Raw genomic sequence first — 12,936 nt, forward strand, 5'->3', positions numbered from 1 at the left:
GCATTTATTGTAGCCATGATAAATATCGTTTTTCTGAGTCAGGACACACAATGAAAATCTCGCTCAAACTGCTCATGCGCTGCTCGGCAAGCGCCGTTATGATCGTTGGCTTGAGCGCGTGCGCCAATACAAGCCCTGCGCCAATGTCGAATTCTCCAATGACAGGGCCGGTCAACACCGGAACCTATCCGCATTTTACGCCTGACCCTAAAGGTGAAACGACCCAGTTTACGCCGGAAGAGAAAGACGCTTTGCGCAACCGCACGACTGCGGCAAAGAACAGCCAAAGAGGTCCTTCCGCCGATCCCGCGGCCGCTGCGCGCAAACAGGCCGAAATCCGCTTGCTGCGTCAGCAGCAGGCAGAAGATCTGAAGGCTATTGAAAGCGGCCAGCAGTAGGACCGTTCTCATTTTGCCGCTGCGCTGACCGCTATTTCCAATGGCGATTAAGTAGCCATCCGATAATGCATTGCTGCATTGCACAAAAATTGGTTGTGCAGCCATCGCGGAATAGGCAGCATCATGCTTTCTCTCATTTGCGGTTGCTCGCTATGCCTTTACCGATTCTTGCCCTGGCCATTGCTTCCTTTTGCATAGGCACCACCGAGTTTGTCATCATGGGACTGCTGCCGGAAGTTGCGGCTGATCTTGGTGTATCGATCCCCAGTGCCGGACTACTCGTGACGGGTTATGCGCTAGGCGTGGTCATTGGAGCACCGATCATCGCAATAGCCACGGCTTCCCTGCCGCGAAAGCCCGTGCTCATAGGGCTTGCCATGCTCTTTGTTGTCGGCAATCTTTTTTGCGCCATCGCGCCTAATTACTGGATGCTGATGATCGCCCGCGTTGTCACTGCCTTCGGACATGGCGCTTTCTTTGGTATCGGCTCGGTTGTGGCCGCAAACCTCGTGCCACGCCATAAGCGGGCGAGCGCTATTGCGCTGATGTTTGCAGGGCTAACGCTTGCCAACATTCTTGGTGTTCCGGCTGGAACGGCTCTCGGTGAAGTTTACGGCTGGCGCGCCACCTTCTTTGCCGTTGTCGCTATTGGCGTTGCGGCTGTGATTGCAATTATAGCGCTGGTACCGTCTTCCAAGAATGAGCCGAAAGGAAGCGGCATTCTCAGCGAGGTCAAGGTGCTGGGCAAGCTGCAGGTCTGGCTTGCCATGGTAATATCGGCGCTTGCCTCGGCCAGTCTTTTTGCGGTCTTCACCTATATCAAGCCAATCCTGACAGATGTTTCCGGCATTTCGACCTCGGCAGTAACATGGGTTCTCCTGCTTTTCGGTGCGGGCATGACTGTCGGCAATGTTATCGGCGGTAAACTCGCCGACTGGAAACTTATGCATACCGTTATAGGGACTTTGATTGCGCTGGTGCTGACACATGTCATCTTGGCCGAGATTTCGGGTTTGCCGACAGCGATAATCATTACCGTGTTTTTCTGGGGTGTTTTGACCTTTATCATTGTTCCACCTTTGCAGATGCGAGTCGTCGAATCTGCAGATGAAGCACCAAATCTTGCAGCTACGCTCAATCAGGGTGCTTTCAACGTGGGGAATGCCTCCGGTGCCTGGATTGGTGGGGCAGCGCTTACTCTGGGCGTTCCGTACCAGTATTTGCCATTCGTTGGTGCTGCCCTGGCTCTCATGGGGCTGGCTGTGGCGGTATGGTCAACTTTGCTTGACCGCAAGGCGCATCACGCCAGGATGATCTCAGAAGAAGGTCAGCAATTCGGCCTTGAACCGCTTGCCGGTATTTGAACTTCTGCCAGTGCGTAAAGTCTGCAAATCACGTGGAAGTCAAAAGGGCCTTGCGGCCCACTTATGCATGTCCGCATTTAGGGCTAAATCGGTTGTAGGACCGAATGTCGCAGTTGGGATTTGCCATGCCGGGCCGCTGCAACCTGCAATCTACATTAATATCATTCTAAAAAGCTTTTTGCGGCCTTTTTACACTAAAATGGGGGTAAAAATGCCTAAATGAGACGATATTTCCGTGGCGGAATAGCGTGTGGATGATAATACGCGCGCAGCTTCGCGACGATTGTTGCACTTGCGTGCATGGCGCTAACGCGCTAACCCTCGGCCATCGAGCCAACTTCAAAAGACGGCGCGATCTGCCGTGCATTATCGGCAGTCATGTGTATGACATGGCATTCTTGTCAGCCTGAGTTCACAAGGCAGAAAAAGACGGATCATGAACGAGCTCTTAAGTTCCTACCTGCCCATCGTTATCTTTATCGGTGTGGCGCTGGTAATCGGTCTGGCACTGTTGATTGCACCGTTTCTGGTTGCATACAGCGCGCCTGACCCTGAAAAATTGTCGGCCTATGAGTGCGGCTTTAACGCATTTGACGACGCCCGCATGAAGTTCGACGTGCGCTTTTATCTCGTCTCCATCCTCTTCATTATCTTTGATCTGGAAGTGGCCTTTCTTTTCCCCTGGGCGATATCGTTCGGTGACGTGGGTTGGTTCGGTTTCTGGTCAATGATGGTATTCTTGGGCGTCCTCACGGTCGGCTTTATTTATGAGTGGAAAAAGGGAGCGCTGGAATGGGATTGACCGACAGCACCACCACCCTTGTGGCACCGCAACCAAAGGGCATCATTGATCCCAATACGGGCAAGCCAATTGGTTCTGACGATGCTTTCTTCGGCGAGATCAATAATGAATTGGCCGATAAGGGTTTTCTCGTTACTTCCGCTGATGCATTGGTAACCTGGGCGCGCACCGGCTCGCTGATGTGGATGACCTTCGGTCTTGCATGTTGCGCGGTCGAAATGATGCATACCTCGATGCCGCGCTATGACGGCGAGCGTTTTGGTTTTGCCCCACGCGCTTCACCGCGCCAGTCCGACGTGATGATCGTCGCGGGAACGCTGACCAACAAGATGGCTCCAGCGCTGCGCAAGGTCTATGACCAGATGCCAGAACCCCGCTATGTTATCTCGATGGGCTCCTGCGCCAATGGCGGCGGTTACTATCATTATTCCTATTCTGTCGTTCGCGGCTGCGATCGGGTGGTTCCGGTAGATATTTATGTCCCCGGGTGCCCACCGACTGCTGAAGCGCTCTTGTATGGCGTGTTGATGCTGCAGAAGAAAATTCGCCGAACCGGCACGATCGAGCGATAGGGTGGGTGCGATGTTTGAAGAAGCATTGAGTGAACTTGCGACCTATCTGACGGAAAAGCCGGGTCTCACATTGAAGTCGGTTGGTATTGCCTATGGTGATCTTTCCGTAGAGGTGGATGCTGATGCGCTGCTCGCAACGCTGGCATTCCTTCGCGACGATGTGCAGTGCCAGTTCATCTCGTTGATTGACATTAGCGGCGTTGATTATCCATCGCGCGTACATCGCTTCGATGTGGTTTATCACTTGCTTTCACCCCGTCAGAATCTGCGCATCCGGGTGAAGGTTTCAACCGATGAAGATACGCCTGTTCCTTCAGCTACGCCTGTATATCCCGGTGCTGATTGGTATGAGCGCGAGACATATGATCTTTATGGTGTTCTCTTCTCCGGTCATCCGGATCTTCGCCGCATTCTGACCGATTACGGCTTTGAGGGTCACCCGCTTCGCAAGGATTTTCCGTTGACCGGGTTTGTCGAGGTTCGCTACGACGACGAAGTAAAGCGCGTTGTCTATGAGCCGGTTGAACTCAGGCAGGAATTCCGCAACTTCGACTTCCAGTCTCCTTGGGAAGGCACCGATTATGTGCTTCCGGGCGATGAGAAGGCCAAGGTGAATTGAGGTCCGCCCGATGAGCGAGCACGGCAATCCATCCGCACAATGTCAGGAAGCCAACAATGGCTGAAACTCAAGTTCGTAACTTTAACATCAACTTTGGCCCGCAACATCCTGCGGCGCATGGCGTTTTGCGCCTCGTGCTGGAGCTTGACGGCGAAGTTGTAGCACGTGTCGACCCTCATATCGGCCTGCTGCATCGTGGCACCGAAAAGTTGATGGAAGCCAAGACCTATCTACAGGCTGTGCCTTATCTTGATCGCCTGGACTATGTGGCGCCGATGAATCAGGAGCACGCCTACGCGCTTGCTGTGGAGCGTTTGCTCAAGATCGAAGTCCCGAAGCGCGGCCAGCTGATCCGCGTGCTCTTTTCTGAAATCGGCCGTATTCTTTCCCATCTGCTGAACGTGACGACGCAGGCGATGGACGTTGGTGCGCTGACACCGCCGCTCTGGGGCTTTGAAGAGCGCGAAAAGCTGATGGTATTCTATGAGCGCGCATGTGGCGCACGCATGCATGCTGCCTATTTTCGTCCAGGCGGAGTGCATCAGGATCTGCCGGACCAGCTCATCGAAGATATCGGCAAATGGTGTGATCCATTTCTGCAAACCGTGAAAAATCTCGATGATCTGATTACGCCAAACCGCATTTTCAAGCAGCGTAACGTCGATATCGGCGTGGTAACACTGGAAGATGCCTGGGCTTGGGGTTTTTCCGGTGTGATGGTTCGCGGCTCCGGTGCTGCTTGGGATTTGCGCAAGTCGCAGCCTTATGAATGCTATTCGGAAATGGAATTTGATGTTCCAATCGGCAAGAATGGCGATTGCTATGATCGTTATCTGATCCGTATGGAAGAGATGCGCCAGTCGGTTCGCATCATGCGTCAGTGTGTCGAGCAATTGCTTGGCAAGGAGCGGGTAGGGCCTGTTTCCAATACGTCCGCAAAGATCGTTCCGCCGAAGCGTGGTGAGATGAAGCGCTCCATGGAAGCGCTGATTCACCACTTCAAGCTCTATACTGAAGGTTACCATGTGCCTGCTGGCGAGGTTTATGCCGCAGTCGAAGCGCCAAAGGGTGAATTTGGTGTGTTTCTGGTTTCCGACGGGTCGAACAAGCCTTACCGCGTCAAGCTGCGCGCGCCGGGTTTTGCCCATCTTCAAGCCATGGATTTTCTATGCCGTGGTCACATGCTAGCCGACGTTTCCGCCATTCTCGGCTCGCTCGATATCGTATTTGGTGAGGTTGATCGTTAATGTCAGTCCGTCGTCTAGCCGAAGATAACGTCCAGCCAGCTACCTTCGCGTTCAATCGCGAAAACAGCGCCTGGGCGAAGCTTGCAATCAAGAAATATCCCAAAGGCCGCGAGCAGTCCGCTGTCATCCCGCTTTTGATGCGGGCGCAGGAACAGGATGGCTGGGTCACCAAAGCAGCCATTGAGCATGTTGCAGAAATGCTCGACATGCCGATGATCCGTGTCCTTGAAGTCGCAACTTTTTACACGCAGTTTCAGCTGAAGCCGGTCGGTACGCGTGCGCATGTTCAGGTTTGCGGTACAACGCCTTGCATGCTTCGCGGTTCGGAAGACCTGAAAAAGGTCTGCCAGAGCAAGATTCATCATGAGCAGTTTCATTTGAATGAATCTGGTACTTTGTCATGGGAAGAGGTTGAATGCCTCGGGGCCTGTGTCAATGCCCCCATGATCATGGTGTTCAAAGACACTTATGAAGATCTGACGCCAGAACGTCTTGAAGAGATTATCGATGCGTTCGAGGCAGGAAACGGCGCGTCCGTGCCCGTTGGTCCTCAGATCGATCGCCATTTCTCGGCTCCCCAAGGTCTTCCGACTTCGCTTATTGATACTGCCGCAACTGCCAAATCAGGCCGTGGAAGCAAGGCGGCCAGCGCAACGTCGCAGGTTCCGCCCTCCAATGCGAGCAAGCCAGTAACGCATGATGATGCAACTAATCCGGCAATCAAAACACCTTCTCCGGTGAAGGCGGCAAAGGGTGGTGAGGCGGCGACATCAAAGCCAGCGCCGACAGCCAGTTCAGCGGCCCGGATGATCAAGAACCCGCCATTGGCGGAAGGTTCGCTTGGCGAGAAGCCCGATGTGCAGACCATCAAGGCGCCTGCCAAGGCAGCTTCGCTCACTGACAATAACCGCCCGGCCGGCATCGAAAAGCCAGCGATCGTTGACGATCTCAAGTTGATTGCCGGTGTTGGCCCGAAGATTGAAGGCATTCTTCACGATCTTGGTATATTCACCTACGCGCAGGTCGCGGCGTGGAAAAAAGCCGAACGTGAATGGGTTGATAATTACCTGAATTTCAAGGGACGTATCGAGCGCGACGATTGGGTCAAGCAAGCCAAGGCTTTGGCCAAGGGCGGCGAAGCCGAATACATCAAGGTTTTCGGCAAGAAGCCGAGATAAATTGGATTGGCGGATGCGCAATTTGCATTCGCGAGTATGGACGAAGAGAGTAGGACCGGTGCGAAATGCTTGCTGATAAGGACCGCATCTTCAATAATATTTATGGCCTTCACGACAAGTCGTTGAAGGGCGTGATGTCACGCGGCCATTGGGATGGCACCGCGGGCATCATTGCCAAGGGCCGTGATTGGATCATCAACGAGATGAAGGCCTCCGGCTTGCGCGGACGCGGCGGGGCAGGCTTTCCGACCGGTCTGAAATGGTCCTTTATGCCGAAGGAAAGCGACGGCCGTCCGCATTATCTCGTTATTAATGCGGATGAATCCGAGCCGGGCACATGCAAGGATCGTGATATTATGCGGCACGATCCGCATACACTGATCGAGGGTTGCCTGATCGCCGGTTTCGCCATGGCTGCACATACCTGCTATATCTATGTGCGCGGCGAATATATCCGTGAACGCGAAGCGCTGCAGCTCGCCATTGATGAATGCTACGATGCCGGTCTGCTTGGCAAGAATAACAAGAATGGCTGGGACTACGACATCTACGTCCATCACGGCGCGGGTGCTTATATTTGCGGTGAAGAAACAGCGCTGCTTGAAAGCCTTGAAGGCAAGAAGGGTCAACCCCGCCTGAAGCCACCATTTCCGGCCAATATGGGTCTTTATGGCTGCCCGACAACTGTAAATAATGTCGAGTCCATCGCTGTTGCGCCGACCATCTTGCGTCGTGGTGCTGCCTGGTTTTCGAGTATTGGCCGTCCAAACAATGTCGGCACCAAGCTTTTCATGGTATCCGGTCATGTCAACAATCCATGTACCGTTGAAGAAGAAATGGGCATCCCTTTCCGCGAATTGATCGAACGTCATGCGGGCGGTATTCGCGGCGGTTGGGATAATCTGCTCGCCGTAATTCCAGGCGGTGCTTCGTGTCCGGTGGTTCCTGCGGCTGACATTATTGATTGCCCGATGGATTTTGACGGGCTGCGAGCCGTGAAATCATCTTTCGGAACTGCTGCGGTTATCGTCATGGACAAGTCCACGGATATTGTTCGCGCAATTGCCCGTCTTTCCTACTTTTTCAAGCATGAAAGCTGCGGTCAGTGCACGCCTTGCCGTGAAGGCACTGGCTGGATGTGGCGCGTTATGGAGCGCATGGTGACCGGTAATGCGCAGAAGCGCGAAATCGACATGCTGCTTGATGTAACAAAGCAGATTGAAGGCCACACCATTTGTGCTCTGGGTGATGCCGCTGCATGGCCGGTTCAGGGATTGATCCGTCATTTCCGCCCGGAAATCGAACGCCGTATCGACGAGTTTTCACGTAACGCAGATGCAAGCCGTCCTGTGCTTGTGGCTGCGGAATAGGATTGAAGGATTGATGTCCAACATCGGAAACAAACCACTGGGATCTGACTGGGCGGCTTTCTTGCCGAAACAGATGATTCCGGTTGCCAATCTATTGGCACCTCAGCTTGAGGTGGCCGCGGCTGTTTCCGTTGCGAGCACTGCTATTGCCACACGCATGTTCGGTATTTGGACAAATGCCATGCTTGGCTCGTTCGATGTAAAGGCGACAGGCGGGAAACAAACCGCTCCTGTCGCTATTGCTGATCTTAAGGCGGCCATTCGTGAGAAGACAGGCGAGGCAGCAAAGGCTTCCGAACCGGCCCAGCGCAGCAAGAACGACGTTATCGCCAATTCGTTGGAAAATATTTCATCGGCAGCAATCGACGATCTTAAAAAGATTTCGGGGGTAGGGCCGAAGCTTGAACAAGTTCTCAACTCCATGGGCATTCGTTCTTATGCGCAGATCGCAGCATGGACAGCGGATGATATTGCCAAGATTGATGGACAGCTGAAGTTGAATGGCCGGATTTCGCGGGATGACTGGGTTGGTCAGGCAAACCGTTTTGTAAGTGAAGTAAAATAAAGAGCATGCCGGTCGTACCGGCGGTATGAAATTGTTGGCGACCTTTAAGGCAGCCGGAAAAGAATGCGGAATGTTCCGCGAGGTTGGACAGACGATGGCGAAGATCAAAGTCGACGGTAATGAAATCGAGGTACCGGATCACTACACGCTTCTGCAGGCCGCAGAAACGGCTGGTGCAGAAGTGCCGCGTTTCTGCTTCCATGAGCGTTTGTCGATCGCCGGCAATTGCCGCATGTGCCTGATCGAGGTCAAGGGTGGACCGCCCAAGCCTGCCGCGTCCTGCGCCATGGGTGTCCGCGATCTGCGTCCAGGTCCAAATGGCGAGACGCCCGAAATATTTACCAATACGCCTATGGTCAAGAAGGCCCGCGAAGGCGTGATGGAATTTCTCTTGATCAACCATCCGCTGGATTGCCCGATCTGCGATCAGGGCGGCGAGTGCGATCTGCAGGATCAGGCGATGGCTTTTGGCGTGGATTCATCACGCTACAAGGAAAACAAGCGCGCCGTTGAGGACAAATATATCGGCCCATTGGTCAAGACGATCATGACACGCTGCATTCATTGCACGCGTTGCGTTCGCTTTACCACTGAAGTTGCTGGTATCTCCGAGCTCGGTCTGATTGGTCGCGGCGAAGATGCCGAGATCACCACCTATCTTGAACAGGCGATGACCTCCGAACTGCAGGGCAATGTGATTGATCTTTGCCCGGTTGGTGCTTTGACATCCAAGCCCTACGCTTTCCAGGCGCGGCCCTGGGAACTAACGAAGACTGAATCCATCGATGTGATGGACGCTGTCGGTTCAGCGATCCGCGTTGATACGCGAGGCCGCGAAGTGATGCGCATTCTGCCGCGCGTCAATGAGCAGGTGAACGAGGAATGGATTTCCGACAAAACACGTTTCATCTGGGACGGTTTGCGTACACAACGTCTTGACCGGCCATATATCCGCAAGGACGGACGTCTTGTTGCTGCCAGCTGGCCGGAAGCCTTTGAGGCGATCAAGGCCGCTGTTGCGAAGACAAGCGGCGAAAAGATCGGCGCGATTGCAGGCGATCTGGCAACCGTCGAAGAAATGTATGCCCTGAAGCTGCTGATGCAGTCGCTTGGTTCAGCCAATACCGATGCGCGCCAGGATGGTTCGGTGCTCAACACGGCCAATGGCCGCGCATCCTACATTTTCAACCCATCGATTGATGGAATTGAGCAAGCCGATGCGGTTTTGATCATTGGTTCGAATCCGCGCTTTGAGGCTTCCTTGCTCAATGCGCGTCTGCGCAAGCGTTGGCGAGCTGCTGGGATACCGATTGCAGTTATCGGCGAGCAGGCCGATATGCGCTTCAAGTACGAATATCTTGGCGCGGGTGCTGAAACCCTGGCTGACCTTGCCGCCGGTTCGCTGAAGTTCCATGGCGTCCTTAAGAAAGCAAAGAATCCGCTGATTCTTATCGGTCAGGGCGCGCTTAACCGTGCTGATAGTGCGGCAGTTCTCGGTCTTGCGGCGAAAATCGCTGCTGATACCGGCGCGCTTGGCGATGAGTGGAATGGTTTTGGCGTCGTGCATACGGCTGCAAGCCGTGTCGGTGCGCTCGATATTGGCTTTGTACCGGGTGAGGGCGGCAAGACTGTTGCCGAGATGAACGGCGCACTGGATGTATTGTTCCTGCTCGGTGCTGACGAACTTCCATGGTCGGGCAAGAGCGGTGCGTTCACAGTCTATATCGGCACGCATGGCGATCAAGGTGCGCATAATGCGGACGTTATTCTGCCTGGGGCAACTTATACTGAAAAGTCCGGAACATATGTGAACACGGAAGGCCGGGTGCAGATGACCAATCGCGCCGGTTTTGCTCCGGGCAATGCCAAAGAAGATTGGGCCGTGCTGCGTGCCCTGTCTGATGTTCTCGGTAAAAAACTGCCCTTCGACTCTCTCGTGGCCTTGCGTTCGAAGCTCTATGCAGAGTATCCGCATCTGGCAGCGGTCGATGCAATCGAATCTGGTGCCTCTGCCGATGTTGCAAAGCTGGCAAATGCATCCCTTTCGATTGAAAAGACGGCCTTCGTTTCGCCGATCGCTGATTTTTACCTAACCAACCCGATAGCGCGGGCTTCTGCTGTCATGGCGGAGTGCTCTGCGCTTGCCAAGGGCGGCTTCAAGCAGGCAGCCGAGTAGGCGGGAAGAGACTGACATGGAAGACATATTCTACACGTACATCGTCCCTCTGCTGATTATCCTCGGAAAATCACTGCTGCTGCTGGTCGTGATGCTGTTGATCATCGCTTACCTGCTTTTGGCAGATCGCAAGATCTGGGCCGCTGTACAGTTGCGTCGTGGCCCAAATGTCGTCGGCCCCTTCGGTTTGCTGCAGTCCTTCGCCGATCTTCTCAAGTTTGTTGTCAAGGAACCGATTATTCCATCGGGTGCAAACAAGGGTATTTTCCTTCTTGCGCCTTTGGTTTCATCGGTTCTGGCCATGGCTGCATGGGCTGTTATCCCGGTCAATGAAGGCTGGGCCGTTGCCAACGTCAATGTCGGTATTCTTTATGTTCTCGCGATTTCGTCACTGGAAGTCTATGGCGTGATCATGGCTGGTTGGGCGTCCAACTCGAAATATCCGTTCCTCGGCGCGCTCCGGTCTGCAGCGCAGATGGTCTCTTATGAAGTCTCCATCGGCTTCGTGATTGTCACCGTCCTGCTTTGCGTGGGTTCACTCAACCTGACGGATATCGTCAATTCGCAGAGGGATGGCCTAGGCACAATGGCTGGCCTGCCAAGCTCTTTCCTTGACTGGTATTGGCTCGGCCTCTTCCCGATGTTCATCATCTTCTTCATTTCGGCTTTGGCTGAAACCAATCGCCCACCCTTTGATCTGGTTGAAGCTGAATCCGAACTCGTTGCCGGTCATATGATCGAATACTCCTCGACAGCGTTTTTGCTTTTCTTCCTCGGCGAGTATGTTGCCATCACGTTGATGTGCGCATTGACGACCATCATGTTCCTCGGTGGATGGTTGCCGCCGGTCGATGTCTGGTTCCTGAACTGGGTTCCGGGTGTTGTCTGGTTCCTGCTGAAACTCTTTATGTGCTTCTTCATGTTCGCCATGGTGAAGGCATTTGTTCCGCGGTACCGCTATGATCAATTGATGCGTCTTGGCTGGAAAGTATTTCTGCCGATCTCGCTGTTCATGGTTGTTGCGACCGCAGCCTTTCTCAAAATCACGGGGCTTACACCATGAGTTCGCTCGCACAAGCTGCCAAATCGCTACTCCTTTTAGAGTTCGTCAACGCATTCTTTTTGTCGATGCGGCAGTTCTTCGCGCCGAAGGCAACATTGAATTATCCCTATGAAAAGGGACCAATCAGCCCGCGCTTTCGTGGTGAGCATGCGCTGCGCCGCTACCCCAATGGGGAAGAGCGCTGCATTGCCTGCAAGCTTTGCGAGGCGATCTGTCCGGCGCAGGCGATAACCATCGAAGCTGGCCCACGCCGCAATGATGGAACGCGCCGCACCGTTCGTTACGATATCGACATGGTGAAGTGCATTTACTGCGGCTTCTGTCAGGAAGCTTGCCCGGTCGATGCGATTGTCGAAGGGCCGAATTTTGAGTTCGCCACGGAAACCCGTGAAGAACTTTACTACGACAAGGAACGGTTGATCGCCAATGGCGATCGATGGGAGCGGGAACTGGCGCGCAATATCGCTCTGGACGCGCCTTACCGTTAATTGACGACTGCGCGCTTGTGTCCATGTCCGGTCGCTTCAACCAGACATGAACATGCGCTAAGACGCATGAAATTTGGAAGGACCGGTTGCCGAATGTGCGGCCGATTCGTTGAAAATGGCAGAACATTCTGCCGGAATGGAAATCGGGGGAACCCATGCTGACAGGTATAGCGGCGGCGTTTTTTTACCTCTTCGCCTTCATAACAATCGCCAGTGCTTTCATGGTGATTGCAGCCCGCAATCCAGTGCATTCCGTACTGTTCCTTATCCTTGCCTTCTTTAATGCGGCGGGACTGTTCCTGCTGACCGGCGCTGAATTCCTGGCGATGATCCTTCTTGTTGTCTATGTCGGTGCGGTGGCTGTTCTCTTCCTCTTCGTTGTCATGATGTTGGATGTGGACTTTGCCGAACTGAAAAGCGGCGCCTTGCAGTATGCTCCGGTTGGAGCGCTTGTTGGTATTATCCTTGCAGTTGAATTGATTGTGGTGCTCGGCGGTTCAGTCTTTGCGCCAAATGTTGCGTCGGTCGTCGTTCAGCCAACGCCGGACATTGCCACACGGTCCAATACGGCGGCGCTCGGCGATATTCTCTACACTGATTACGTTTATTTCTTTCAGATTGCAGGTCTTGTGCTTCTGGTTGCAATGATCGGTGCGATCGTCCTGACGCTGCGCCACAAGGAAGGCATCAAGCGTCAGAATATCTCGCAGCAGGTCGCGCGCACGCCTGAAACGGCGGTCGAGATCAAACAGGTTGAAACAGGCAAAGGTATTTGATGATGGAAATCGGTATCGCTCACTATCTCACTGTCTCTGCCTTGTTGTTCACGATGGGCATCTTCGGCATTTTCCTTAACAGGAAGAACGTGATCATTATCCTGATGTCGGTCGAATTGATCCTTCTGGCAGTTAATTTGAATTTCGTGGCTTTCTCAGCCGCGTTGGGTGATCTGGTTGGCCAGATCTTCGCATTGTTTGTTCTGACTGTTGCTGCTGCTGAGGCTGCGATCGGTCTTGCAATTCTCGTCGTGTTCTACCGCAATCGTGGGTCGATTGCCGTGGAAGACGTCAATATGATGAAAGGTTGACGGGGGC

At 53.7% G+C, this 12,936-nt stretch carries 14 protein-coding genes; all 14 read left to right on the plus strand.

The genetic code is table 11. From position 1 onward, the window contains the following. Nucleotides 1–50 precede the first annotated feature (50 nt). Nucleotides 51–398, plus strand: coding sequence for a hypothetical protein (locus AC6CHM_RS02355; protein WP_115055319.1), 348 nt, complete (start codon nt 51–53; stop codon nt 396–398). A 152-nt stretch (nt 399–550) separates the two neighbouring features. Next, entirely contained in the window at nt 551–1,762 is a 1,212-nt protein-coding gene (locus AC6CHM_RS02360; protein WP_498171848.1) for an MFS transporter, read from the plus strand. Between the two features lie 436 nt (nt 1,763–2,198). Continuing rightward, a complete protein-coding gene (locus AC6CHM_RS02365) occupies nt 2,199–2,564 on the plus strand; it encodes an NADH-quinone oxidoreductase subunit A (protein ID WP_115055317.1) in 366 nt (121 codons plus the stop codon). Continuing rightward, complete coding sequence (locus tag AC6CHM_RS02370) at nt 2,555–3,136, plus strand: NuoB/complex I 20 kDa subunit family protein (protein ID WP_115055314.1); 582 nt, start codon at nt 2,555–2,557, stop codon at nt 3,134–3,136. The genes AC6CHM_RS02365 and AC6CHM_RS02370 overlap by 10 nt, the downstream gene beginning before the upstream one ends. A 10-nt stretch (nt 3,137–3,146) precedes the next feature. Beyond that, complete coding sequence (locus AC6CHM_RS02375) at nt 3,147–3,755, plus strand: NADH-quinone oxidoreductase subunit C (RefSeq protein WP_498171851.1); 609 nt, start codon at nt 3,147–3,149, stop codon at nt 3,753–3,755. 56 nt (nt 3,756–3,811) lie between these two features. Next, nucleotides 3,812–5,002, plus strand: a complete 1,191-nt coding sequence (locus tag AC6CHM_RS02380) for an NADH-quinone oxidoreductase subunit D (protein ID WP_498171853.1) — start codon at nt 3,812–3,814, stop codon at nt 5,000–5,002. Beyond that, complete coding sequence (locus tag AC6CHM_RS02385; protein WP_498171855.1) at nt 5,002–6,180, plus strand: NADH-quinone oxidoreductase subunit E; 1,179 nt, start codon at nt 5,002–5,004, stop codon at nt 6,178–6,180. Before AC6CHM_RS02380 ends, AC6CHM_RS02385 begins: the two co-directional genes overlap by 1 nt. Nucleotides 6,181–6,245: 65 nt before the next feature. After that, nucleotides 6,246–7,550 (plus strand): NADH-quinone oxidoreductase subunit NuoF, encoded by a 1,305-nt coding sequence (gene nuoF / locus AC6CHM_RS02390; RefSeq protein ID WP_115055306.1) that lies wholly within the window; start codon nt 6,246–6,248, stop codon nt 7,548–7,550. Between the two features lie 13 nt (nt 7,551–7,563). Then, entirely contained in the window at nt 7,564–8,115 is a 552-nt protein-coding gene (locus AC6CHM_RS02395) for a helix-hairpin-helix domain-containing protein (RefSeq protein ID WP_498171857.1), read from the plus strand. 94 nt (nt 8,116–8,209) lie between these two features. Further along, nucleotides 8,210–10,291, plus strand: coding sequence for an NADH-quinone oxidoreductase subunit NuoG (nuoG, locus tag AC6CHM_RS02400; RefSeq protein WP_336441828.1), 2,082 nt, complete (start codon nt 8,210–8,212; stop codon nt 10,289–10,291). Between the two features lie 16 nt (nt 10,292–10,307). After that, nucleotides 10,308–11,354 (plus strand): NADH-quinone oxidoreductase subunit NuoH, encoded by a 1,047-nt coding sequence (nuoH, locus tag AC6CHM_RS02405; protein WP_115055302.1) that lies wholly within the window; start codon nt 10,308–10,310, stop codon nt 11,352–11,354. Beyond that, on the plus strand, nt 11,351–11,842 hold the full coding sequence (gene nuoI, locus AC6CHM_RS02410) for an NADH-quinone oxidoreductase subunit NuoI (RefSeq protein WP_115055300.1): 492 nt from the start codon (nt 11,351–11,353) through the stop codon (nt 11,840–11,842). Before nuoH ends, nuoI begins: the two co-directional genes overlap by 4 nt. A gap of 155 nt (nt 11,843–11,997) precedes the next feature. Beyond that, nucleotides 11,998–12,618: an NADH-quinone oxidoreductase subunit J gene (locus tag AC6CHM_RS02415; protein ID WP_115055298.1), complete on the plus strand. Its 621-nt coding sequence runs from the start codon at nt 11,998–12,000 to the stop codon at nt 12,616–12,618. A 2-nt stretch (nt 12,619–12,620) separates the two neighbouring features. Next, complete coding sequence (nuoK, locus tag AC6CHM_RS02420) at nt 12,621–12,929, plus strand: NADH-quinone oxidoreductase subunit NuoK (protein ID WP_115055399.1); 309 nt, start codon at nt 12,621–12,623, stop codon at nt 12,927–12,929. Nucleotides 12,930–12,936 lie beyond the last annotated feature (7 nt).

Source organism: Phyllobacterium sp. GQ127, from assembly GCF_059758635.1.

What these genes read in the sequence shown, in the direction of transcription:
- AC6CHM_RS02380 (WP_498171853.1), top strand. Translation starts at nt 3,812, where the DNA reads ATGGCTGAAACTCAAGTTCGTAACTTTAACATCAACTTTGGCCCGCAA.
- nuoK (WP_115055399.1), top strand. Translation starts at nt 12,621, where the DNA reads ATGGAAATCGGTATCGCTCACTATCTCACTGTCTCTGCCTTGTTGTTC.
- nuoH (WP_115055302.1), top strand. Translation starts at nt 10,308, where the DNA reads ATGGAAGACATATTCTACACGTACATCGTCCCTCTGCTGATTATCCTC.
- AC6CHM_RS02370 (WP_115055314.1), top strand. Translation starts at nt 2,555, where the DNA reads ATGGGATTGACCGACAGCACCACCACCCTTGTGGCACCGCAACCAAAG.
- AC6CHM_RS02365 (WP_115055317.1), top strand. Translation starts at nt 2,199, where the DNA reads ATGAACGAGCTCTTAAGTTCCTACCTGCCCATCGTTATCTTTATCGGT.
- AC6CHM_RS02385 (WP_498171855.1), top strand. Translation starts at nt 5,002, where the DNA reads ATGTCAGTCCGTCGTCTAGCCGAAGATAACGTCCAGCCAGCTACCTTC.
- AC6CHM_RS02395 (WP_498171857.1), top strand. Translation starts at nt 7,564, where the DNA reads ATGTCCAACATCGGAAACAAACCACTGGGATCTGACTGGGCGGCTTTC.
- AC6CHM_RS02375 (WP_498171851.1), top strand. Translation starts at nt 3,147, where the DNA reads ATGTTTGAAGAAGCATTGAGTGAACTTGCGACCTATCTGACGGAAAAG.
- nuoF (WP_115055306.1), top strand. Translation starts at nt 6,246, where the DNA reads ATGCTTGCTGATAAGGACCGCATCTTCAATAATATTTATGGCCTTCAC.
- AC6CHM_RS02415 (WP_115055298.1), top strand. Translation starts at nt 11,998, where the DNA reads ATGCTGACAGGTATAGCGGCGGCGTTTTTTTACCTCTTCGCCTTCATA.
- AC6CHM_RS02360 (WP_498171848.1), top strand. Translation starts at nt 551, where the DNA reads ATGCCTTTACCGATTCTTGCCCTGGCCATTGCTTCCTTTTGCATAGGC.
- nuoG (WP_336441828.1), top strand. Translation starts at nt 8,210, where the DNA reads ATGGCGAAGATCAAAGTCGACGGTAATGAAATCGAGGTACCGGATCAC.
- AC6CHM_RS02355 (WP_115055319.1), top strand. Translation starts at nt 51, where the DNA reads ATGAAAATCTCGCTCAAACTGCTCATGCGCTGCTCGGCAAGCGCCGTT.
- nuoI (WP_115055300.1), top strand. Translation starts at nt 11,351, where the DNA reads ATGAGTTCGCTCGCACAAGCTGCCAAATCGCTACTCCTTTTAGAGTTC.